This window comes from Pseudomonas sp. PWP3-1b2 (assembly GCF_049896045.1).
Lineage (GTDB): Bacteria > Pseudomonadota > Gammaproteobacteria > Pseudomonadales > Pseudomonadaceae > Aquipseudomonas > Aquipseudomonas antarctica_B.
On the sequence record NZ_JAFCTN010000016.1, the window covers coordinates 22,355 to 44,836 of the forward strand.

A 22,482-nucleotide genomic window follows, 5' to 3' on the forward strand; every position below is an offset into this window, starting at 1 on the left:
GCCCTGCGGGATTCACAGTACGGTAGTCTCCACACCGTCTGGATCGTTCATTTTCAGGATCACATCGCCATGCAGGTCAGCAAATCGAACAAGCTCGCCAACGTCTGCTACGACATTCGCGGCCCAGTGCTCAAGCACGCCAAACGCCTGGAAGAGGAAGGCCATCGCATCCTCAAGCTGAACATTGGCAACCCGGCGCCCTTTGGTTTCGAAGCGCCGGATGAAATCCTTCAGGACGTGATCCGCAACCTGCCGACCGCCCAGGGCTACAGCGATTCCAAAGGCCTGTTCAGCGCGCGTAAAGCCGTGATGCAGTACTACCAGCAGAAGCAGGTTGAAGGTGTCGGCATCGAAGACATCTACCTGGGCAACGGCGTGTCCGAGCTGATCGTGATGTCCATGCAAGCCTTGCTCAACAATGGCGACGAAGTGCTGGTGCCAGCGCCCGACTACCCGCTGTGGACGGCGGCTGTGACCCTGGCCGGCGGCCACCCGGTGCACTACCTGTGCGATGAAGGCGCCGACTGGTTCCCGGACCTTGCCGACATCAAGGCCAAAATCACCCCCAACACCAAGGCCCTGGTGATCATCAACCCGAACAATCCCACCGGCGCCGTGTACTCAAAGGAAGTGCTGCTGGGCATGCTCGAACTGGCGCGCCAGCACAACCTGGTGGTGTTCTCCGACGAGATCTACGACAAGATCCTCTACGATGACGCCGTGCACATCTGCACGGGCTCCCTGGCGCCGGACCTGCTGTGCCTGACCTTCAACGGCCTGTCGAAGTCTTACCGCGTGGCGGGCTTCCGCTCCGGCTGGATCGCCATCTCCGGCCCAAAGCACAACGCCCAGAGCTACATCGAAGGCATCGACATGCTCGCCAATATGCGCCTGTGTGCCAACGTGCCGAGCCAGCACGCCATCCAGACCGCCCTCGGCGGCTACCAGAGCATCAACGACCTGGTGCTGCCACAAGGCCGCCTGCTGGAGCAGCGCAACCGTACGTGGGAGTTACTCAACGCGATTCCGGGCGTCAGCTGCGTGAAACCCATGGGCGCGCTGTACGCCTTCCCACGCATCGACCCGAAAGTCTGCCCGATTTTCAACGACGAGAAGTTCGTGCTCGACCTGCTGTTGTCGGAAAAGCTGCTGGTTGTGCAAGGAACCGCGTTCAACTGGCCGTGGCCGGATCACTTTCGCGTGGTGACATTGCCGCGTGTGGATGACCTGGACATGGCCATCGGTCGCATCGGCAACTTCCTCAAGTCCTATCGCCAGTAACGGATGTTGCGCTGTACGGCCGGTATTCGGTCGTACAGCGAGTATCTGGCAACACTTCTCTGTCTTTCTCCCCTTCCCCTCTGTCGCGGCATACCAAGGATCGGTCAGCCCCTGTAATTACGGGACGGCGAGGCAAGATCGCGGTGAAGTCCGTTGGCTTTCCAGCTCGGAAAATCCCTTCAGGGCTCTACATTCAGGCTGTAGGACACAGTTTGAAATAGTCGCCCAGTTGAATCACCCCAAGGCGCACCTTATATACCCCGCAGTACGCGACATATTAAGCATGAGGAGAATTCTACAACCATGATGCGCATCCTGCTGTTCTTGGCCACTAACCTGGCGGTCGTGCTGATTGCCAGCATCACCCTGAGCCTGTTCGGCTTCAACGGGTTCATGGCGGCCAACGGGGTCGATCTGAACCTCAATCAGCTACTGGTTTTCTGTGCAGTCTTTGGTTTTGCCGGCTCACTGTTCTCGCTGTTCATCTCCAAGTGGATGGCGAAGATGAGCACCAGCACGCAGGTCATCACCCAGCCCCGCACCCGGCATGAGCAATGGTTGCTGCAGACTGTGGAGCAGCTGTCCCGCGAAGCCGGTATCAAGATGCCTGAGGTCGGGATCTTCCCGGCCTACGAAGCCAACGCCTTTGCCACCGGCTGGAACAAGAACGACGCGCTCGTTGCAGTGAGCCAGGGCATGCTGGAACGCTTTTCCTACGATGAAGTGAAGGCTGTGCTGGCTCACGAGATCGGCCACGTGGCCAACGGTGACATGGTCACCCTGGCGCTGGTACAGGGCGTGGTGAACACCTTTGTGATGTTCTTCGCGCGGATCATCGGCAACTTCGTCGACAAGGTGATCTTCAAAAACGAAGGCGGCCGCGGTATCGCCTACTTCGTGGCGACCATCTTCGCTGAAGTGGTGCTGGGCTTTCTGGCCAGTGCGATCACCATGTGGTTCTCGCGCAAACGCGAATTCCGCGCAGACGAAGCCGGTGCTCGCCTAGCCGGTACCGGGGCGATGATCGCAGCGCTGCAACACTTGCGCTCCGAACAGGGCTTGCCGGTGCACATGCCGGACAGCCTGACCGCTTTTGGCATCAACGGCGGCATAAAACAAGGCATGGCTCGGTTGTTCATGAGCCACCCGCCGCTGGAAGAGCGTATCGACGCGTTGCGTCGTCGCGGCTGACAGCGAGGCAGCGACACTGGAAGGGGCGATCTGATCGCCCCTTTTTTGTGGGTGCCTGAATTGTCATCGCGGGCAAGCCCGACTTCCACAGGGATCTGCCCAGCCTCACATAAACTGTGAAAAACTCGGTCAATGTGGGAGCCGGGCTTGCCCGCGATAGCGATGGCAGGGTCAGCACCTTGTCAGTTGATAGACACGCTCTTCCAACCGCGTAACGCCGTCCTGCACAAACTTCCAGCTCTCCCCCAGAATATCCTGCTCCTCCAGTACATTCAGGCCCCAGTGAGCCCCAAACAGCACCTCAACTTCTTCATCCATCACCGCAAACGGCGGGCCGGCTTTTTGCGCCTGGTCGTAATCGAGGGTGATCAGTAACCCCTGGCAGCCAGAACCCAGCAAGGTACTCAGATGCTCCGCATACTGCGCCCGCATCAAGGGCGGCAAGGCGATCAGCGCGGCGCGGTCATAGAGAGCACTGCAACCGGCAACAGCTTCTGCGCCCAACGCAAAGAAATCCCCGCACCACAGCTCGATCGAGTCAGCCTGATACACCTTGAACGCGCCTTGCCAAGAGATGCGTGGCGTAAGGCCCTGCTCATTGAAGAACGTCTCCACCGCCTGCTCCGACAGCTCCACCCCCATCACGCGATGACCCAGGCTCGCTAACCACATCACATCCAGGCTCTTGCCACACAGCGGCACCAGCACCCTGGCGCCTTCAGCCAGCGCGAGTTGTGGCCAATGCCGTTGCAGGTACGGGTTAACGTCGGGCAGGTGAAAGCCGATCTGATTGCGCGCCCAGCGCTCTTGCCAAAACTTGGGCTCCATAATTCCTCCTGAAAATTCGATCAAAAGGCGCTAAAACTTATATTAGATTTAGATCAATGATCTGCTTGAAGATGGGCTCATGTTAACGCTCAGGACACCCATTATGCTCCCCAGCCTGTATATATCTCACGGCTCGCCCATGCTGGCCCTGCAACCCGGCGCCAGTGGCCCGGCGCTTCAGCGCTTAGCCGCCGAACTGCCGCGCCCGAACGCGATTGTGGTGGTCTCGGCTCATTGGGAGAGCCAGGAATTGCTGGTCAGCGGCAACCCTGCGCCAGAAACCTGGCACGACTTTGGCGGCTTCCCGCGTGAATTGTTCGCCGTGCAATACCCGGCGCCGGGCGACCCGCCACTGGCGAGCGAAATTGTTGAGCTGCTGCACACCGATGGTTTGAATGCGCGCGTCGATGACCGGCGCCCCTTTGACCATGGCACGTGGGTGCCGCTGTCATTGATGTATCCGGCAGCGGATATCCCGGTGGTTCAGGTGTCTTTGCCTAGTCGCATGGGCCCTGCCCTGCAGACACGTGTCGGCAGCGCCCTGGCCAGCCTGCGCGAACGCGGTGTGCTGTTGATTGGTTCCGGGAGCATTACCCATAACCTGGGTGAGCTGAACTGGCACGCCGAGCCTGAGAGTATTGAGCCTTGGGCGCGGGACTTCAGGGATTGGGTGGTGGATAAACTCGCCGCCAATGATGAGGCGGCCTTGCACGATTACCGTCGTCAGGCGCCCCATGCGGTGCGCAATCATCCTAGCGATGAGCATTTGCTGCCGCTGTACTTTGCGCGTGGCGCTGGGGGTGATTTCAGCGTGGCGCACCAAGGGTTCACCATGGGTGCGCTGGGGATGGACATTTACCGCTTCGGCTAACGAAACGCATACCCCCTTGTGGGAGCTGGCTTGCCTGCGATGGCGGTGGTTCAGTCAGCATGTTTTTCACTGTTACGCCGCCATCGCAGGCAAGCCAGCTCCCACAGTTGACCGAGTGCTGATCCAAAATCAGGCAAAAAAAATCCCCGAACCAGTCGGGGATTTTTCATGTGCGATCAATCAGCCCAAAAGGCAGATCAATCTTCGCGATAGCGACGCAGCTTCAGCTGCTTGCCCGCAACGCGAGTGTCTTTCAACTTGGCCAGCAGTTTTTCCAGACCATCTTCCGGCAGCTCCACCAGGGAGAAGCTGTCACGTACCTGGATACGACCGATCGCTTCACGTGCCAGGCCACCCTCGTTGAGGATAGCGCCCAGCAGGTTCTTGGCAGCGATACCATCACGCGCGCCCAGCGCGGTACGGCAACGAGCACGGCCTTCAGCCAATGGAACCGGAGCGCGACGCTCACGATCACCACGGTCTGGACGGTCGCCAGTACGCTCTGGACGATCACCGCGTGGCGCGTTGTTCGGAACCAGTGGGCGTTCTTTCTCGATCGCAGCCAGGGTCAGCGCCTGACCGTTGGTAGCTTTGCGCAGCAGGGCGGCAGCCAGGGCACGCGGGGTGCAACCGATATCGGCGGTCAGGCGGTCGAGCAATTCGCCGTGGGTCGATTCAGCGTCAGCCACCAGCGGCGACAGGCTGTTGGTCAGTTTCTTGATGCGAGCATCCAGAACTGCCTGGGCATCCGGCAGGCGGACTTCGGCAACTTTCTGACCGGTTACGCGCTCGATCACTTGCAGCATGCGGCGCTCACGTGGAGTCACCAGCAGCAGTGCACGACCTTCGCGACCCGCACGGCCGGTACGGCCGATACGGTGAACGTAGGACTCTGGATCGTACGGCATGTCAACGTTGAACACGTGGGTGATACGTGGAACATCGAGACCACGAGCAGCTACGTCGGTCGCAACAACGATGTCCAGACGGCCATCCTTGAGGGAGTCGATAACGCGCTCGCGCTGGTTCTGGGCGATGTCACCGTTCAGCGCAGCGGCTTTGTAGCCTTTGGCTTCCAGGGCACTGGCCAGGTCCAGGGTCGCTTGCTTGGTGCGCACGAACATGATCAGGGCGTCGAAGTCTTCAACTTCCAGCAGGCTCAATACAGCCGAGGTCTTCTGGTCAGCGTGAACCAACAGGTGAGCCTGTTCGATCGCGGTAACGGTCTGAGTCTTGGTCTGGATCTTCACGTGTTGCGGATCGCGCAGGTGGCGCTCGGCAATGGCACGGATCGACTGTGGCAGGGTGGCCGAGAACAGTACGGTCTGACGGGTCGGTGGCAGTGCCTTGAAGATGACTTCCAGGTCATCCATAAAGCCCAGCTTCAACATTTCGTCAGCTTCGTCGAGAACCAGGTGGTTCACGGTCGACAGCACTTTCTCGTCACGACGCAGGTGGTCGCACAGACGGCCCGGGGTGGCGACAACGATCTGTGCGCCGTTACGGATTGCTTTCAGTTGTGGGCCCATAGGCGCGCCGCCGTAAACGGCCACAACGGTTACACCCGGCATTTGCTTGGCGTAGGTTTCGAAAGCGGTTGCTACTTGCAGCGCCAACTCACGGGTTGGCGCCAGGATCAGGGCTTGCGGCTCGCGCTTGGCAGGATCGATGCAGTGCAGGATTGGCAGAGCGAACGCGGCGGTTTTACCGGTACCGGTTTGCGCCTGGCCAATCATGTCTTGGCCGGCCATGATGATCGGGATCGATTGCTGCTGAATAGCCGAAGGTTCTTCGTAGCCAGTCGCGATGACGGCAGCAAGAATGTTCGGGTTAAGATTAAAAGCGGCGAAGCCGCCGGTTTCCTGGGTCATGGGTCTGCCTCTAAGTGCATCCGCAAAGACCCATGCTCCAAAGCTGCGCATGCCGTGTTGAGACTCAAGAGTCGCCCTGGCTGCTTTGTCGGCGGGGATTTGCGAAAACGAATGAATGAAAAAGATTCGTCAAGGGAGAGTCCGCTGTGCGGACGTGCAGCCGAAGCTGACTTCGGGGAATTGCGCTACCTAAACGCGGCCCGGTTAAAGGCCGGCGCGCACTATACCGGAAATACCTCAAAAAGGGAGCTTTTTTTATCGGAAAACACTGATAAACCGCGCTGGATCACAGTCTTTGCAGATAACACCGGCAAGGTCTATTTTTCAAAGGCCCGGCCATGTTGGTCATAAAGCTTAAACGGTTCACCTATCGATAGAGACCTTTGGTCTAAAACCCCAACCCGCAACCGAGGGCAAACCCGATGAATCAAGCCAGCAGCAGTCGCGTCAGTCGTGAATTACAGGGCCATGTCTTGCTGCTGGGCCTGGACCGCGTCCACAAGCGCAACGCCTTCGATCTGGATTTGCTCAATGAACTGAGCCTGGCCTATGGCGAATTTGATCGAAATGCCGACGCGCGGGTGGCTGTGGTGTTCGCCCACGGTGACCATTTCACCGCCGGGCTGGACTTGGCGAATGTCAGCGCGGTGATGTCGGGAGGCTGGCAGCCGCCGCTGGGCGGCTGCGATCCGTGGGGCGTGTTCGCCGGCCCCAGGGTCAGCAAGCCAGTGATCGTGGCAGCCAAAGGATACTGCCTGACCATCGGTATCGAGTTGATGCTGGCGGCGGATATCAATATTTGCGCGAGCAACACGCGCTTTGCGCAGATGGAAGTGCAGCGTGGGATCTTTCCGTTTGGCGGCGCGACATTGCGCTTTCATCAGATCGCCGGCTGGGGCAATGCCATGCGCTGGTTGCTCACCGGTGACGAGTTTGATGCGCATGAAGCCTTGCGGTTGGGCCTGGTTCAGGAGGTGATGGCCAGTGAAGACTTGCTGCCGCGCGCGATTGAACTGGCTAACCGGATCGCCCGCCAGGCGCCGCTGGGCGTGCAGGCCACGTTGATGTCGGCGCGTCAGGCGCGCATGGAAGGTGAGGCCGTCGCGGCGGCGGGGCTGCAGGTGATGGTGGAAAAATTGCTGAACAGTGAAGACGCCAAGGAAGGTGTGCGGGCGATAATTGAAAAGCGGCCGGGGGTGTTTAAAGGGATTTGAGTGGGCTGTGCGGGCCTCATCGCGGGCAAGCCCGCTCCCACATTTGAAATGCATTTTCCTGTTGAATGCATTCTCCTGTGGGAGCGGGCTTGCCCGCGAAGGCGTCAGAACAGCCAACTAAGTTGCCGGCCGGATGGCCTTTATCAACCCCTGCAACGAATAGCCCAACTGCGGCGCCAATCCCTCTGCGCGGGCCGACAGCGCATCAATGTCCAGCTCTTGGTCCAGCTCCGAAGGCACCAACAAAATCACATTGCCCTCCTTCACCGGCAGCTCCCAGTAATGGCGGTGATACAAGCCACGCAACAACGCCGCGCCCAACGGTTTGCCGTCGTCGGTCGCCCACTGGTTGATCACCAGCCAACCGCCGGGGTTGAGCTTCTTCTGGCAGTTTTCCAGAAACGTCCAGGCCAGGTGCCCCACGCCAGGCCCGACGTCGGTATAGAGATCGACGAAAATCAGGTCGGCGGATTCGGCGGTATCCAGCAACTGCAGGGCGTCGCCAATGCGGATGTACAAGCGCGGGTCGTCATCCAGGCCCAAATATTCAATGGCCAGGCGCGGTACGTCAGGGCGCAGTTCGATGGCTTCGACGTCTTCCAGCGGCAGGAACTTGAGGCAGGCCTGAGTCAACGTGCCAGCCCCCAAACCGAGGAACAACGCGCTTTCCGGCAGCTCGTGGCACAAGGCGCCAATCAGCATCGCGCGGGTATAGTCGTATTCCAGCCAGCTTGGGTCGGCGGTGAACACACAGCTTTGCTCGATGGCGTCGCCAAATTCGAGAAAACGATAGTCGGCCACTTCGAGCACGCGGATCATGCCGAAGTCATCATGGACCTCGGCCAACAGGCGCTCGACACGCTCTTCGGTCATCACGACTCCTAAAGGGTTTACCGCAGGGCAAAGGCGCGATTGTCGGCCAACCGGCGGCAGCAGGTCACGCACTAATTGCTGATAACATTGGCGCCCGACCGTCAATCACCCTATCGAGTTCATGATGAGCCAACCCTGGAGCCCCGACAGCTGGCGCGCCCTGCCGATCCAGCAACAACCCCAGTACCCGGACGCTGCGCACTTGCTGCAAGTGGAACAAAACCTCGCCAGCTACCCGCCACTGGTGTTTGCCGGTGAAGCCCGCGAGTTGCGCCGTCAGTTCGCCGAAGTGACCCAGGGTCGCGCCTTCCTGTTACAGGGCGGCGACTGCGCCGAAAGCTTTGCCGAGTTCTCCGCCGCGAAGATCCGCGACACCTTCAAGGTGCTGTTGCAGATGGCCATCGTGATGACCTTCGCCGCCGGCTGCCCGGTGGTGAAAGTCGGGCGCATGGCCGGCCAGTTCGCCAAGCCGCGCTCGGCCAACGATGAAACCATCGACGGCGTGACCCTGCCCGCCTACCGTGGCGACATTGTCAACGGCATCGGCTTCGACCTCAAAAGCCGCGTGCCGGACCCGGACCGCCTGCTGCAGTCCTACCACCAGTCCACCGCGACCCTTAACCTGCTGCGCGCCTTTGCCCAGGGCGGTTTCGCCGACCTGCACCAAGTGCACAAGTGGAACCTGGACTTCATCGCCAACTCCGCGCTGGCCGAAAAATACAGCCAGCTGGCGGACCGCATCGACGAAACCCTGGCCTTCATGCGCGCCTGCGGCATGGACAGCTCGCCGCAACTGCGCGAAACCAGCTTTTTCACCGCCCACGAAGCGCTGCTGCTCAACTACGAGCAAGCCTTCGTGCGCCGCGACAGCCTGACCAACGACTACTACGACTGCTCGGCCCACATGCTGTGGATCGGCGACCGCACCCGTCAGTTGGACGGCGCCCACGTTGAATTCCTGCGCGGGGTGAACAACCCGATCGGCGTTAAAGTCGGCCCGAGCATGAACCCCGACGACCTGATCCGCCTGATCGACATCCTCAACCCGGACAACGACCCTGGCCGCCTCAACCTGATCGCACGCATGGGCGCCGGCAAGGTTGGCGACCACCTGCCAAACCTGATTCGCGCCGTGCAGCGCGAGGGCAAGCAGGTGCTGTGGAGTTCGGACCCGATGCATGGCAACACCATCAAGGCCAGCAGCGGTTACAAGACCCGCGACTTCGCGCAGATTCTTGGTGAAGTGAAGGAATTCTTCCAGGTGCATCAGGCCGAAGGCAGCTATGCCGGCGGGATTCATATCGAGATGACCGGGCAGAACGTCACCGAGTGCATCGGCGGCGCGCGGCCGATTACTGAAGACGGTTTGTCAGACCGCTACCACACCCATTGCGACCCGCGGATGAACGCCGATCAGTCGCTGGAGCTGGCGTTTTTGATTGCCGAGACGTTGAAACAGGTCAAGCGCTAAGGCCCGACAACAAGGCCTGTGGCTAGCGAGCCTGTTGTGGCGAGGGTGCTTGTTGTGGCAAGCCCGCTTGCCACAACACTTCAAACCTGCAGCATTGCCACCCTCAGCCGGTCAGCACTCGGCCGCTGGCAGTTGAGCTGTACCTGCTCCAACCCCAGCCAATTGGCCATCTGCAGCAGATTCAACGCCAACGCCTGCATCCCTTCCTCATCCAGCCCCGGCGCCTCCTCGTGCACCGCATGCACCGCCAACCGCCCGTTCGCACGCTCAGCGCGCAAATCGATGCGCGCAGCGATCCGTTCATTGTGCAAAAACGGCAACACGTAATAGCCGTACACCCGCTTGTGTTGCGGGGTGTAGATCTCCAGCCGGTAGCGAAAATCGAACAGCCGCTCGGTGCGGCTGCGCTCCCAGATCAACGAATCAAACGGCGACAGCAACGCACTGGCTGGCACCTTGCGTGGCACTTTCGGCTCGGGCAGGCAGAACGCCGGGGCTCTCCAGCCCTGAACCTGGCACGTGAACAACTGGCCGTCTTCGACCAGTTCGGCGAGGCGATTGCGGCTGTCTGCGGGGTCCAGGCGAAAGTAATCGCGCAGGTCTTTTTCGGTACCCACGCCCAACGCCGTCGCACTGTGCAACAACAAACCGCGTTGCGCCTGGGCTTCAGTTAACGGAGCGTGTTGAAGAATCTCGCCGGGGATTACCCGTTCCGGCAAATCATACAGCCGCTCAAACCCGCGCCGCCCGGCGACGGTGACCAAGCCTGCGGCAAACAGCCATTCCAGCGCGTGTTTTTCATCACTCCAGTCCCACCAAGGCCCGGCGCGTTCTTCGCGGGTCGATAAACTCCCCGCGCCCAATGCGCCTTGCTGCTCAACCGTCTGCAACACACGCTGGATCGTGGCCTGTTGCTCACGGCCAAAGCGCGCCATCTGCGAGTAAATCCCCTGCCCCAGCTTTGCCCTTTCCATGCGCCAACGCATCAACGGGTACAGCGCCATGGGCAACAAAGACGCCTCATGCCCCCAATATTCAAACAGCGAACGCTGCCGGCCCTGGCTCCAGGCGGCTTGTTCAAGGATCAAGGGGGAATAACTGCCGAGACGGGAAAACAACGGCAGGTAATGGGAGCGCACCACGGCGTTGACCGAATCGATCTGCAACACACCCAGGCGATCAATCAACCGGTTGAGCTGCGCAGCCTTGATCAACGCAGGCGGCTGGCGCCCGGAAAACCCCTGGGCCGCCAGCGCCATGCGGCGTGCTTGCTTGAGTGAAAAAAACAGGTCGGCGGGCATGCGATTCTCCGTGTGAGCGCGCCGACCACCCTACTCCATCGCCGGTCATTTTCGCATCGGGTCTTGCCAGAAATGCAGGTGGCGCTCCTGCTCGACTTCGCTGCGATTGAGCCCGATGTCCTTGAGCGCGTTGTCATTCAAACTCGCCAGCAACCGGCGTTCCTGATGCAACGTCTGCCAACGCGCAATTGTGTGTAACAGCCCGGAAAACGGACGCTTCGCCATCGACACAAAACCTGTCTGACCTTTCATCTTCTCGCCCTCCAGTGGGGATGACGCGAGTGTGTGGCCTGCCTTATGATCAATCCAACGAATGTTTCTTATGCAATACATCTCGGAGATTGATCAATTGTCTGGCTACCCGAGTATCGACACGGAAGTGCTGCGCACCTTCGTTGCCATCGCCGATCTGGGCGGTTTTACCCGTGCTGGTGAAGTGGTCAACCGCACCCAATCGGCAGTGAGCATGCAGATGAAGCGCCTGGAAGAAGACGTGCTGCAGCGCAAGCTGTTTGAGCGCGACGGGCGCCAGGTTCGGCTGACGCCCGAGGGCCAGGTGCTGCTGGGTTATGCGCGGCGCATCCTGAAACTGCACAGTGAGGTGTTCAACACCCTGCGCGAGCCGCATATGGTCGGGCTGGTGCGCATCGGCACGCCGGATGACTACGTGATGCGGTTTTTGCCGGGGATTCTCAAGCGGTTTTCCAAAGCCTACCCGTTGATCCAGATCGAGATGCATTGTGAGTCGTCACGGGTGCTGATGCAGCGCCGCGACCTGGCGTTGACGGTGATCAGCCGTGAGCCGGGGGTTGAAATCGGCGAGTTGTTGCGCTCCGAGCGCATGGTGTGGGTAGCGTCGCCCTGTTTTTGTCTGGACGAGCACGATTCCCTGCCTCTGGCAGTTTCCGGCGTAGAAAGCTTTTGCAGCCAGTGGACCCGCGCGGCACTGGATGCAGTTGGGCGGGACTATCGCTTGGCGTATCACAGCTCCAACGTGGCGGCGATCCAGGCGGTGGTCAGCTCCGGCTTGGCGATTATGGCCAGCATGGAAAGCCTGGTGAACGAAGACTTGCGCGTACTCGGGAGCGCCGAAGGTTTTCCGCCACTGCCGTCGATGAACCTGCGCTTGTTGCGCAACCCGGCGATGACGTCGCCGATTACTGATTGCCTGGCGCAATACATCCTCGAAGGCTTCAGACTTTAAACGTCAACATCACCGCACAGATCGCCAGAAAGCCACAGAACAGGCCGCGCAGCACTCGCTCCGGCAGCGCGTGAGCGACTTTTACGCCCCAGCTGATACTCAGCAGGCCGCCGACGGCCAGGGGCATGCCAATCATCCAGTCGACCTCGTGGTGCCAGGCGTAGGTGACGAGGGTCACGCCTGTGCTAGGCAGCGCCAAGGCCAGGGACAGACCTTGCGCGACGACCTGAGTAGTGCCGAACAGGCTCGTCAGCACCGGCGTGGCGACCACCGCGCCGCCCACGCCAAACAAGCCACCCATAGAGCCGGAGGCGGCGCCCAGCACGCCGAGCCAGGGCCAGGAATAACGCATCTCGGCGGTTGGCGGCGCATTGCGAGTGAACATGCGCAACAGGTTGTAAGCCGACAGCGTCAGCAAAAACGCGATAAAGCCGATGCGCATCGCACCTGCATCCAGGCCAACCGCCCAGATCGAACCCAGCCAGGCAAAGCTGAAACCCATTACGCCCAACGGCAGTGCGTGGCGCAATTCGATGCGGTTGCGCTGGTGGTAACGCCACAGGGCAAGCATCACGTTGGGCACGACCATCACCAGGGCGGTGCCTTGGGCGAGTTGCTGATCGAGGCCGAACAACACGCCCAGTACGGGGATGGCGATCAGCCCGCCGCCGATGCCAAACAGGCCGCCGACGGTGCCGAGAGCCGCGCCCAATACCAGGTAAATCACTAAATCCAACACCGCGCGCTACTCCACAAATCCCAGGCCGCTCATGCTACGCAGTCGGCTCTGGTGCGGAAACGCACAGCAACGCACAATGGCTGTGCCAATCCTGCATAAGCGCGCGCCCATGAACCCGAATGCCTTGACCGACCAGCTCGGCCTGTTTCTTGACGTACTGGAGACCGGCAGTTTTTCCGCCGCCGCGCGACGCCATCCGCTGACCCCCTCGGCTGTGGCCCGGCGTATCGACAGTCTGGAAAGCTCAGTGGGCAGCCGCTTGTTTCAGCGCAGTACTCACGCCGTGGTGCCGACCCCGGCGGGCCTGGCCTTCGCCGAACGCGCGCGGCGGATCGTCAGCGAGCTGCAATTGGCTCGAGCCGAGGCGGTTTCCCTCAGCCATGCGCCGGAGGGCTTGATTCGTGTGGATGCGCCGGCGGCGTTTGGTCGACGGCATCTGGCCCCCGTGATTGCGGACTTTTTGAATGTGTACCCGGGGCTGGATGTGCACCTGCATTTGATCGACAGCTTTGTCGATATGCAGGGCGCGCACTTGGGCAAGGTCGACTTGGTGTTGCGCGCGGGGCACATCGTCGACACCCGGCTGATCGCCACGCCCCTGGCCAGTATCGTACGCATCGCTTGCGCCAGCCCGGCGTATCTGAAAAACCGTGGCACACCCACCCATCCTCACGAACTGAGCGACCACGACGGCCTGGATTGGGACGGCCTGGCGCCAATGTTCGCCTGGCGCTTTGAGCTCGACGGGCGCCGCGCCACGTATCGCCCCAAGCGCATTCGCATGAGCGCCAACAACGCCGAAGCGCTGCTTTGCGGTGCCCTCGCCGGCTTGGGTATCGCCCATCTGCCCACGTGGCTGGCCAGTGAATATCTGGTGCGCGGCGAGTTGCTGCCGCTGTTTTGCGAAGACGGCCTGCCAAGCCCGGAAACCAGCGGCATTTATGCGCTGCGCCTGGAACAACACGCCAATGCGCGTAGCCAGCTGCTGCTGGAATACCTGAAATCGCGCTTCAGCCCCGTTCCACCGTGGGATCTGGCGCTGCAAAGCGGCTTGGTCTGACCGTCCGGCCAGAATTATCTGGCGCATTAAAGGTTTGCCCGCTAGATTCCAGCCCAGACACGCTTTTTTAAGGCACTGCCATGAGTAAAAACCCCGACCCGTGCGAATCCCTGATGCTGGACAACCAGCTGTGCTTCGCTCTGCATTCCACCTCACTGCTGATGACCAAGGTCTACAAGCCCCTGTTGCAGGCACTCGGCCTGACCTACCCGCAGTACCTGGCCATGATGGTGCTGTGGGAAGAGGATGGTTTGACGGTCGGAGAAATCAGCAGCCGGTTGCTGACGGATCCGGGCTCGCTTACGCCTCTGCTCAAGCGCCTTGAAGTAGAAGGCCTGCTTAGCCGTACTCGCAGCCGTGAAGACGAGCGCGTGGTGGTGGTGGAACTCACCGCCGCTGGCCGCGCGTTGCAGGACAAGGCGATGGGTATTCCGCAATGCATTCTCGGCGCCAGCGGCCTTGAGCTGGAGCAGTTGCGCAAGCTGCAAGGCGACCTGATCGCGCTGCGCGCCAATTTGCAGTCCAGCCTCTGACGCGATAATCCGGCCACACAAAATCCACTGTGGGAGCTGGCTTGCCAGCTCCCACAGTGCTTTGTGGTGAGCCAGCAAATCCGCTCGAAAAAATAATCTTTAAATTTATCTTGCGCACTAAACATTAGCGCTATACATTCACCTCACCAACTACTTAGCGCGCAAACATTTAGCGCTTATAACCCTGAGGAAAATGCCATGCAAACTCTCTATACCGCAGTAGCCACCGCCACCGGCGGCCGTGATGGTCGTGCTGTTTCCAGCGACAATATCCTCGATGTCAAACTCTCCACCCCCAAAGAACTGGGCGGTGCCGGTGGCCAGGCCACTAACCCGGAACAACTGTTCGCCGCCGGCTACTCGGCGTGCTTCATCGGCGCACTGAAATTTGTCGCCAGCCAGACCCAACGCAAAATCCCGGATGACGCTTCGATCACTGCCCACGTTGGCATCGGTCAAATCCCCGGCGGTTTCGGTCTGGACATCGACCTGAACATCAGCCTGCCAGGCCTGACCCAGGACGACGCACAAAGCCTGGTCGACGCCGCTCACCAGGTCTGCCCGTACTCCAACGCCACCCGCGGCAACGTTGATGTGCGCCTGCACGTGACCGTCTGATTAATCGACGCCCACAAAAAAGCCCGACTCATGGTCGGGCTTTTTCATTCGTACGGTTTGGCCAGAATTACTTCTTGGCGCGACCTTTGTACGAACCACCTTCGCGGGTGTCGATCTCGATCAGGTCGCCGATTTCGATGAAATCTGCAACGGCCAGTTCGGTACCGTTTTTCAGTTTGGCAGGCTTCATCACCTTGCCCGAAGTGTCGCCGCGAGCGGAACCTTCGGTGTAGTCAACCTGACGCACGATGGTGGTCGGCAGCTCTACGGAAACCAGGCGCTCTTCGAAGAAAATAGCTTCGCAGACGTCTTCCATGCCTTCTTCAATGAACGGCAGAACGGCTTCGATATCTTCAGCGTTCAGCTCGTACATGGTGTAGTCGGAGGTGTCCATGAACGTGTAAGTGTCGCCGCTGATGAAGGACAGAGTCGCTTCCTTGCGGTCGAGGATCACGTCGTCCAGTTTGTCGTCGGCGCTGTAAACGATCTCGGTCTTGTAACCGGTCAGCAGGTTCTTCAGCTTGGTCTTCATGATTGCGCTGTTACGACCAGACTTGGTGAACTCAGCTTTCTGAACCAGCCAAGGGTCGTTTTCAAGACGGATCACTGTACCGGGTTTCAGTTCTTTACCAGTTTTCATTGCATATATCCGAAATTTGGATGGGATTTACAAAAATCAAGGTGGCGTATCATATCCAACTTTCATAAAACTGTACCAGCGCCGTCGCAAGATCGGCCTGCAAGCCTTGTTCCAGACACCACGATTCGGCGTGCTGACTGACCTCAGGCCAGTGTTCCAAGAGCATTTTCCACGGTTGTGCCATATCGCCATCCGTGTTCCAGGCTTGCCAGAACGCCATCAGGGCCACCCGTGCAGCCGGGGATAACGCGGCGGTGTACAGCGCCAGGAACGCATCGAGCTTGTCCAGGTGGATGTCTTCGTCCTGGCGATAGATATGCCATAACAACGGTCGCCCAGCCCATTGAGCGCGCACGAACGAGTCTTCGCCGCGTACGGCATTGAAGTCGCAGCACCACAGCAGGCGGTCATATTGCTCCTGACGCACGAACGCAATGACCTGCACGGTCAGCGCGTCACGTTGATGGATGTCCCCTGCCACCAGCCCTTCCACACCCAGCCAGCGCTGCACGTCGCCGAGGATGCGCCCTTCCGGCACCAGCAGATGAGTGGCACGCCCGTCCGTCGCCATCACGTCCAGCCAACTGCCAAGACTCGCGTTTTCGTAGGCAAACAACGACATCAGCCGCGCACCCGCTGCAGGAAACACGCCCAGGGTTTGCAGGAATTGTTGCTGCGCGACAGCGTCTTGTTGAAATGCCTGACGCGCCTCCAACAGGCCCGCCTCACGCAATAATCCGCCGGTGCCTGCACGAAAGCCCGGAAAAAAGAAGTACTTCTGCACGCCCTTGAACTTCACCGACGGCAGGCGATGGCAACCGACCACCCAGTCTTCGGCGCTGAGATAGTCCAGGTTCATCCACAGCGGCGTGCGTTCACACGCGGCCATCGCTTCCATATAGGAGGGCGGCAACTGGCAGGCAAAGGCGGCGATTACCACGTCGGCGGACGGTGTGTGAGGCCACTCGGCCGGCCAATGACGAACCTCGACGCCCTCTTGCCATTGCTGGCTCAGCCTCACGTCGATCTCGGGGCACATACGCTCGAACGCTCGCAGATCATCGACCCACAAACGCACGTCGCACCCCTGCTCCACCACCAGTTGCCGGGCCAGGCGCCAGGTCACGCCGATGTCGCCGAAGTTATCGACGACGCTGCAAAAAATATCCCAGCGGGCTTTCATTCCGGGCTCCAACACTCAAAGGCTTGATTGTCCGCATAAATGCGCCGATGCAGAAGGCTTGATCGCGATTATTCTGCACAGTGGCTGTGCGACAATCGTCGCCACGCCGCAAATGCCTGCCAGGAGGCCGCCATGTCTGACCGTCCGCTGTCGCTTTTCAAATTGTGTTTAGCCATCGCGCTTGGCATCTGGCTCGGGTTTATCGCCATCGTGCTGACTACCTGGCTGGCCTCGCGCTACCTGTTCCCGCAAAGCCTGGCCCCCGTGGCGCAGGCCGTTCAGCAATTGGGCAAGCCCGCCGTCGTTGCGCCGGAGCCGCCGAACCGTATGTTCGAGCAGTATCAGGAAAACCAGCGCAAGCAGGAGCAACAGCAAAGCCTGGATCAGGCGCGCAACAACGCGCGCAACCTGTCCAACCCCAAATGCCAGTTCTGGCTGCAACAGGACCAGAACGCGCCCAATGAAAAAACCCGGGCCAATGTCCTGCAATTCTGCGATTGATGACCATGAATAAACACACCGTTCACCAGCGTGTGCTGGAGAAGCTCAGCGTCGATCTCGACATCGCCCAGCGCGCTGCACAGACCGCCTACGAAACCGCGACCCACGAAGAAAACATCGCGGAAAACAAATACGACACGTTGGGGCTGGAGGCTTCCTATCTGGCGGCCGGGCAAGCCAAGCGCGTCGAGGAGATCAAGCAGTCGCTGGCGCTGTGCCAGAATATGCAGCTTGGGGCCTACGATGATCAGCGCGGCATCGAGGTGGGCACGCTACTGGGCCTGGAGGACGAGAACGGTCGCGAACAGTGGCTGTTTCTCGCGCCGGATGCCGCGGGTTTGAAGATCGATGTGGTGGGGCAACCGGTGACCGTCATTACCCCACGCTCGCCGTTGGGCAAAAGCCTGCTGGGGAAGTTTGAGGGGGATGAGGTGGAAATTCTGGTGGCGGGCGCTCGGCAACACTTTACGGTTACCGAGGCTAAGTAGCAGCCCTTTCAAGGTCTTTGGAAACCCGCCATATCTGGCTGATACCGGCGAATACTATCCCTGTGGCGAGCGGGCTTGCCCCGCGTTGGGTTGCGAAGCGACCCTAAAAAGGCAGAGTGCGATGAGTCAGATACTCCTCGGTCGCTGGTTTTGGGGCCGCTTCGCAACCCAACGCGGGGCAAGCCCGCTCGCCACATGAATGCGTAAGGTATTAGTGAACAGGCAGTTCCACGCCGTCGAAGAGTTCTTCCAGTTCCTGCTTGTTGTGGCACTGGATCGCCTTGGCCATGATTTCGCGGGTCAGGTGCGGCGCGAATTTCTCGATGAAATCGCACATGAAGCCACGCAGGAACGTGCCGCGACGGAAACCGATCTTGGTCACGCTGGACTCGAACAGCTCGCTCGCGTCGAGCACGACCAGGTCTTTGTCGAGGTTGGTGTCGACCGCCATTTTGGCGACGATGCCCACACCCAGGCCCAGGCGCACGTAAGTTTTGATCACGTCGGCGTCGGCTGCGGTGAACACCACCTTAGGCGTCAGGCCCCGGTGACTGAACGCTTCGTCGAGCTTGGAACGGCCGGTGAAACCGAACACGTAGGTCACAATCGGGTATTCAGCCAGGGCTTCGAGGGTCAGCTTCGGCAGCTTGGCCAGTGGGTGACCTTGCGGCACGACCACGCAACGGTTCCAGCGGTAGCACGGCATCATCACCAGGTCGCCGAACAGCTCCAGGGCTTCGGTGGCAATGGCGAAATCGACGGTGCCGTCAGCGGCCATTTCGGCGATCTGCATCGGCGAACCCTGGTGCATGTGCAATGCCACGTCAGGGTACTGTTTGATGAAGTCGCGGATCACCGGCGGCAATGCATAACGTGCCTGGGTGTGCGTGGTGGCGATGGACAGGGTGCCTTTCTTCTCGTTGGAGAATTCCTGGGCAATCTGCTTGATGCTTTCAACTTTACGCAGGATCTCGCCGGCGGTGGTGATGATGCGCTCACCGGCCGGAGTGACGCGGGTCAGGTGTTTGCCGCTGCGGGCGAATACTTCAACGCCCAGCTCGTCTTCGAGCAGGCGGATCTGCTTGCTGATACCGGGTTGCGAGGTGTAGAGGCTTTGAGCGGTAGCGGAAACGTTGAGGTCGTGGTGCGCCACTTCCCAGATGTAGCGCAGTTGTTGAAGCTTCATATGTGTCCCTCAAAGCGGATAGACGCCACGGGTATCAGCGACGGTATATAACTATATTAAAGGTAATACGGATAAATCTAGAACTTTTTATCGTTTTTTACCTGTCACCATCATTGCCGCGTCGCCGCTGTAAAGAGGGCACCAGATAAACCGGCACCGTGGACAGTTGCAACACCCGTGCAGCGGTGCGTCCGAGCGGAGTAGCCGCTGCGGTTGCATGGCTATGACTCCCTACGATCAACAGGTCGACGGAAAGTTTGCGCAGTTGGTCGAGAATCACCTCGCACGGGTCCCCCTGAATCACCCGCACCGAGCGAATCAACTGCAAGTCCTGCTCCCCGTCTCCCAACTCCTCGCGAAAACTGTCCAGCACCCGTTGCTCGATCGTGGCCATCACCCTGGTCAGCCCCTGGCTTTGCCACTCACTTAAGGCCTTCTCATCAAGGTAGCTGTGCAACACCGATTCGGCGAACAGCCCGATCGGCTCGACCACATGAACCACATACAAATCTGCTTTAAACGTTCGGGCCAGTGCCAGCGCATGGTGCATCACATAAGGCGCGTACAGACCAAGGTCGGTGGCGTACAGCATCGAACGAATCATAAAACCTCCTGGACGGCCAGGATGGCGGAGATTGAGTGAGCTTAGCAGCGCCTCGCAAAGTTCGACTCAGGGCTCGGCCTGGATTTTCAACTCATTGCTGATGCCATGGGGCACATGCCCGGTGGCGACCACCTCGTTGGCTCTCTCACAATGTCCGGCCTGGTCATCGAAAAACACATCGGCGCCAAACGCTTCCAGAAACGCGGATTTATCCAGGCCGCCAAGAAATAAAGACTCGTCCAGGCGGATATCCCATTCACGCAGGGTGCGTATTACCCGCTCGTGGGACGGCGCCGAGCGCGCAGTGACCAAGGCCGTGCGGATCGGGCAGGCCTCATCGGCGAACTCGCGCTGCAACAGGTTGAGTGCCGCCAGGAACCCTTTGAACGGGCCGCCGTGCAAAGGCTCGCGTGCCGATTCCCGTTCGTTGGTCAAAAATGCTTCGAGGCCGCCCGCCTGATAGACACGCTCCGACTCGTCGGAAAACAGCACGGCATCGCCGTCGAAGGCGATGCGCAGTTCGTCACTCGACGCCCGCCGCGCCCCGCCCGACAAAATCGTCGCCGCTGCAAAGCCGGCATCCAGTGCGCTGCGCACATCTTCAGCATGGGTCGACAGAAACAGATGGCAACCAAACGCGGCCAGATAAGGATAGGGGCTGCGCCCGCCGACGAAGGCGGCGCGGGAAATATCCAGGCCGTAATGCTGGATCGAATTGAACACCCGAAGGCCGGTGTCGGCGCTGTTGCGTGACACCAGCACCACCTCAACCCGCGCACGGCCCAGGCTGGCGTTGAGGCTCAGGAGTTTCTTCACCAACGGAAACGCATCGCCAGGTTCGAGGGTTTCTTCCTCGTGCTCGATCTGGTATTTGCGGTACGCCTCAACCCCTTCGGCCAGGTAGACCTTGTGGCTGTCGCTCAGGTCGAACAGTGCTCGCGACGAAATCGCCAGCACCAGTTTGTCTCCCAGTCCCTTTGCCATGCTATCTCCCCCGAGTCAGCGCACACCTCAGCGAGTGTGCCGATCAATAAAGCTCAAGGCCTGATACAGCGCCTGCATACGTGGCAATTCGCAACCCGCCGCTTTGGCAGCCGCGAGCGGCCGGGCGTAAATCGCCTCCAGTTCCAGCGGGCGTTTGTGTACGTGGTCGTGGTACATGCTGGGCAGGTAGTCGTCCATGGTTTCGGTCATGGCGAACATCTGCTCAGCGTAGCTTGCGGGAATCTCGTGACCGCAGGCGTGAGCGGCCTTCACCACTTCGGCCATCAACGCCTGGATCAATTCGCGGCTCGACTCATCGGCCATCATCGCGGTGGTGCCACTGGCGAGCAACACGGAAAGACCGTTGTACGGCACGTTCCACACCAGTTTGTGCCAGCGCGCCTGGTGCACATTGGCCATCGCCTGGGATTCGATACCTGCTGTATGAAACAGTGCGGCGCCCTCTTCGACGATGGCTTTCTGGCGGGTTTCATCGTTGGCCGCGCTGCCACTGTGATAGCCCAGGTTGACCCGGCCGAGTGCCTGATGCTCGACGACACCCGGCGCAGAGCGGTGCACGCCGATATAGCACAGGCCACCCAGCAAGTGCAGCGACGGCGGCAGGTGTTCGCGCAGGCTGTCTTCGACATCCAGGCCGTTTTGCAGCAACACCACTCTGGCGTCCGGCGCTGCGACCTGGGCGATCGTGGGTGCAAGGTCCAGGTTTCCGGTGGATTTGGTGCCGATCAGCAACCAGTCGCACGGCGGCATATCGGCGGCGCGGGCGTAGGCCTGCACCGGGTGCAGGTGCAATTTGCCGTGCAGCGTACTGTTCAGGTGCAGGCCGTGCTCGCTGACCGCCGCGTATTCACTGCGCAACAGAAAATGCACATCAAACCCGGCACGCGCCAGCATCAGGCCGTAGAACCCACCGATGGCACCGGTGCCGATAATGCCAATGCGTGGCGACTTGGGTGCAACTGCGGTCATGGTAAATCCTCCGGGATGCGGGTAAGTGCTTGATTCACGGCGTCGGTCAGGTCGGCAAGTGTGAGACGTGTCTGTAATTGCCCGAAGAATTCACCCTCGCACACCACGAACAATGCGGGCAAATGAAAGATCTGGTAGCGCTCGACCGCACCGCCATTGTGGCCGGCATCCACCCAGCACACACGGTCCACCGGCAAACGCCAGCCGGGCAATTGCTGGCGTGCCCAGCGGCAACTGGAGCAGCCTACGCTTGTAAACACCACGAGCGAAATACCTGGCAATCCCAGCAATTGCTGGTCAATATCCAGGTCGGTCAATTCCTGTTCCTTCACTATACTGCTGCCACCGCCGTCAATTGGACGGTGCTCGGAGTCCGTGTACATGGGTCGTTTTTTACCTCACCCTGATGATGTCGCTGTCGAGTTAATCCAACGTCCCGCTCCCGCCATTCCCCGCCAACGCCTGCACACTATCGGCCTGGGCGGCGTCGCCTGCAATTGCCCGCGTGCCTGGCGCCAGGGCACTGCCGTGGATTTGCGCATCCCGTCACTGGGCGCCAGCGCCCGATATCCGGGCTATGTGGCCTGGTGTCGCAAGGTGGAAAATGGTTATCGCATCGGCATCTCGTTTACCGATGAACACGCTTTGTTTGGCGCGCGAATGGGCGAACAAGTGTGCCAGATCGAACGCTACTGCCGCTTGCACGAAGACGCCGAGCCCACACCTGCGCAACTCGACACATTGGCCCGCGAGTGGATCTCGCGCCATGCCGGCGAGTTCGCCCGAGAGACTTTTGTGCAGCCAGTGCTGGATTAAACCCGGCTTTGCCCATTGTCGCGGGCCCGTGTTAC

Annotated in this window: 25 protein-coding genes; 12 read left to right on the forward strand and 13 right to left on the reverse strand. The window is 60.1% G+C overall.

Annotated elements, in window-relative coordinates; genetic code table 11:
• Positions 1-69 precede the first annotated feature (69 nt).
• A complete protein-coding gene (locus ACP7A2_RS12720) occupies positions 70-1,281 on the forward strand; it encodes a pyridoxal phosphate-dependent aminotransferase (RefSeq protein ID WP_058411776.1) in 1,212 nt (403 codons plus the stop codon).
• Positions 1,282-1,584: 303 nt separating this feature from the next.
• A complete protein-coding gene (htpX, locus tag ACP7A2_RS12725; RefSeq protein ID WP_012723005.1) occupies positions 1,585-2,472 on the forward strand; it encodes a protease HtpX in 888 nt (295 codons plus the stop codon).
• A gap of 171 nt (positions 2,473-2,643) precedes the next feature.
• Here the strand turns inward: htpX and ACP7A2_RS12730 are convergent, their stop codons facing one another.
• Positions 2,644-3,300 (reverse strand): thiopurine S-methyltransferase, encoded by a 657-nt coding sequence (locus ACP7A2_RS12730; protein ID WP_426134475.1) that lies wholly within the window; start codon positions 3,298-3,300, stop codon positions 2,644-2,646.
• A 103-nt stretch (positions 3,301-3,403) separates the two neighbouring features.
• On the opposite strand from ACP7A2_RS12730, the gene ACP7A2_RS12735 reads away from it, so the two are divergent.
• The gene (locus ACP7A2_RS12735; protein ID WP_426134476.1) at positions 3,404-4,171 is read left to right on the forward strand and encodes a DODA-type extradiol aromatic ring-opening family dioxygenase; all 768 of its coding nucleotides are present in this window, start codon (positions 3,404-3,406) and stop codon (positions 4,169-4,171) included.
• A 197-nt stretch (positions 4,172-4,368) separates the two neighbouring features.
• On the opposite strand, the gene ACP7A2_RS12740 is transcribed toward ACP7A2_RS12735, so the two are convergent.
• Positions 4,369-6,042 carry a DEAD/DEAH box helicase gene (locus ACP7A2_RS12740; RefSeq protein WP_053255160.1) on the reverse strand — a complete coding sequence of 558 codons (1,674 nt, stop codon included), beginning with the start codon at positions 6,040-6,042 and terminating at the stop codon, positions 4,369-4,371.
• A 422-nt stretch (positions 6,043-6,464) separates the two neighbouring features.
• Here ACP7A2_RS12740 and ACP7A2_RS12745 point away from each other — a divergent pair, with 422 nt between their 5' ends.
• The gene (locus ACP7A2_RS12745; RefSeq protein WP_426134477.1) at positions 6,465-7,256 is read left to right on the forward strand and encodes a crotonase/enoyl-CoA hydratase family protein; all 792 of its coding nucleotides are present in this window, start codon (positions 6,465-6,467) and stop codon (positions 7,254-7,256) included.
• Positions 7,257-7,373: 117 nt separating this feature from the next.
• Here the strand turns inward: ACP7A2_RS12745 and ACP7A2_RS12750 are convergent, their stop codons facing one another.
• A complete protein-coding gene (locus tag ACP7A2_RS12750) occupies positions 7,374-8,129 on the reverse strand; it encodes a spermidine synthase (RefSeq protein WP_426134478.1) in 756 nt (251 codons plus the stop codon).
• A gap of 124 nt (positions 8,130-8,253) precedes the next feature.
• Between ACP7A2_RS12750 and ACP7A2_RS12755 the strand changes: the two genes are divergently transcribed.
• Positions 8,254-9,600, forward strand: a complete 1,347-nt coding sequence (locus ACP7A2_RS12755; protein ID WP_426134479.1) for a class II 3-deoxy-7-phosphoheptulonate synthase — start codon at positions 8,254-8,256, stop codon at positions 9,598-9,600.
• 80 nt (positions 9,601-9,680) lie between these two features.
• Here the strand turns inward: ACP7A2_RS12755 and ACP7A2_RS12760 are convergent, their stop codons facing one another.
• Together ACP7A2_RS12760 and ACP7A2_RS12765 are read right to left on the reverse strand one after the other, a co-directional pair.
• Positions 9,681-10,901, reverse strand: a complete 1,221-nt coding sequence (locus tag ACP7A2_RS12760) for a winged helix-turn-helix domain-containing protein (RefSeq protein ID WP_426134480.1) — start codon at positions 10,899-10,901, stop codon at positions 9,681-9,683.
• Between the two features lie 45 nt (positions 10,902-10,946).
• Positions 10,947-11,153 (reverse strand): DUF1127 domain-containing protein, encoded by a 207-nt coding sequence (locus ACP7A2_RS12765; protein ID WP_426134481.1) that lies wholly within the window; start codon positions 11,151-11,153, stop codon positions 10,947-10,949.
• A 70-nt stretch (positions 11,154-11,223) separates the two neighbouring features.
• Here ACP7A2_RS12765 and ACP7A2_RS12770 point away from each other — a divergent pair, with 70 nt between their 5' ends.
• On the forward strand, positions 11,224-12,105 hold the full coding sequence (locus tag ACP7A2_RS12770) for a LysR family transcriptional regulator (protein ID WP_426134482.1): 882 nt from the start codon (positions 11,224-11,226) through the stop codon (positions 12,103-12,105).
• Here ACP7A2_RS12770 and ACP7A2_RS12775 read toward each other — a convergent pair.
• A complete protein-coding gene (locus ACP7A2_RS12775) occupies positions 12,095-12,844 on the reverse strand; it encodes a sulfite exporter TauE/SafE family protein (RefSeq protein WP_375068923.1) in 750 nt (249 codons plus the stop codon). The two genes, ACP7A2_RS12770 and ACP7A2_RS12775, sit on opposite strands and share 11 nt — an antisense overlap.
• A 109-nt stretch (positions 12,845-12,953) precedes the next feature.
• On the opposite strand from ACP7A2_RS12775, the gene ACP7A2_RS12780 reads away from it, so the two are divergent.
• From ACP7A2_RS12780 to ACP7A2_RS12790, 3 genes are all read left to right on the forward strand, one after another.
• Positions 12,954-13,904: a LysR family transcriptional regulator gene (locus tag ACP7A2_RS12780; RefSeq protein ID WP_426134536.1), complete on the forward strand. Its 951-nt coding sequence runs from the start codon at positions 12,954-12,956 to the stop codon at positions 13,902-13,904.
• 80 nt (positions 13,905-13,984) lie between these two features.
• Positions 13,985-14,437, forward strand: a complete 453-nt coding sequence (locus tag ACP7A2_RS12785; protein WP_375068925.1) for a MarR family winged helix-turn-helix transcriptional regulator — start codon at positions 13,985-13,987, stop codon at positions 14,435-14,437.
• A 198-nt stretch (positions 14,438-14,635) separates the two neighbouring features.
• Entirely contained in the window at positions 14,636-15,055 is a 420-nt protein-coding gene (locus ACP7A2_RS12790; protein ID WP_348056378.1) for an organic hydroperoxide resistance protein, read from the forward strand.
• Positions 15,056-15,122: 67 nt separating this feature from the next.
• On the opposite strand, the gene ACP7A2_RS12795 is transcribed toward ACP7A2_RS12790, so the two are convergent.
• Both ACP7A2_RS12795 and earP read right to left on the reverse strand, forming a co-directional pair.
• Entirely contained in the window at positions 15,123-15,695 is a 573-nt protein-coding gene (locus ACP7A2_RS12795) for an elongation factor P (protein ID WP_071487782.1), read from the reverse strand.
• 49 nt (positions 15,696-15,744) lie between these two features.
• Positions 15,745-16,878 (reverse strand): elongation factor P maturation arginine rhamnosyltransferase EarP, encoded by a 1,134-nt coding sequence (gene earP / locus ACP7A2_RS12800; RefSeq protein ID WP_426134483.1) that lies wholly within the window; start codon positions 16,876-16,878, stop codon positions 15,745-15,747.
• 132 nt (positions 16,879-17,010) lie between these two features.
• On the opposite strand from earP, the gene ACP7A2_RS12805 reads away from it, so the two are divergent.
• The gene (locus tag ACP7A2_RS12805) at positions 17,011-17,379 is read left to right on the forward strand and encodes a hypothetical protein (RefSeq protein WP_426134484.1); all 369 of its coding nucleotides are present in this window, start codon (positions 17,011-17,013) and stop codon (positions 17,377-17,379) included.
• A 5-nt stretch (positions 17,380-17,384) separates the two neighbouring features.
• A complete protein-coding gene (locus ACP7A2_RS12810; RefSeq protein ID WP_426134485.1) occupies positions 17,385-17,867 on the forward strand; it encodes a GreA/GreB family elongation factor in 483 nt (160 codons plus the stop codon).
• 211 nt (positions 17,868-18,078) lie between these two features.
• Here the strand turns inward: ACP7A2_RS12810 and cysB are convergent, their stop codons facing one another.
• The 5 genes from cysB to ACP7A2_RS12835 form a co-directional block, all read right to left on the reverse strand.
• On the reverse strand, positions 18,079-19,053 hold the full coding sequence (cysB, locus tag ACP7A2_RS12815) for an HTH-type transcriptional regulator CysB (protein ID WP_348056370.1): 975 nt from the start codon (positions 19,051-19,053) through the stop codon (positions 18,079-18,081).
• A gap of 97 nt (positions 19,054-19,150) precedes the next feature.
• The gene (locus tag ACP7A2_RS12820) at positions 19,151-19,657 is read right to left on the reverse strand and encodes a universal stress protein (RefSeq protein WP_426134486.1); all 507 of its coding nucleotides are present in this window, start codon (positions 19,655-19,657) and stop codon (positions 19,151-19,153) included.
• 66 nt (positions 19,658-19,723) lie between these two features.
• Positions 19,724-20,641 (reverse strand): 5'-nucleotidase, encoded by a 918-nt coding sequence (locus ACP7A2_RS12825; protein WP_426134487.1) that lies wholly within the window; start codon positions 20,639-20,641, stop codon positions 19,724-19,726.
• A gap of 27 nt (positions 20,642-20,668) precedes the next feature.
• A complete protein-coding gene (locus tag ACP7A2_RS12830) occupies positions 20,669-21,631 on the reverse strand; it encodes a putative 2-dehydropantoate 2-reductase (RefSeq protein WP_426134488.1) in 963 nt (320 codons plus the stop codon).
• Entirely contained in the window at positions 21,628-22,014 is a 387-nt protein-coding gene (locus ACP7A2_RS12835; protein WP_426134489.1) for a thioredoxin, read from the reverse strand. Before ACP7A2_RS12835 ends, ACP7A2_RS12830 begins: the two co-directional genes overlap by 4 nt.
• Here ACP7A2_RS12835 and ACP7A2_RS12840 point away from each other — a divergent pair.
• Positions 22,013-22,447, forward strand: a complete 435-nt coding sequence (locus ACP7A2_RS12840) for a PilZ domain-containing protein (protein WP_426134490.1) — start codon at positions 22,013-22,015, stop codon at positions 22,445-22,447. The two genes, ACP7A2_RS12835 and ACP7A2_RS12840, sit on opposite strands and share 2 nt — an antisense overlap.
• Positions 22,448-22,482 lie beyond the last annotated feature (35 nt).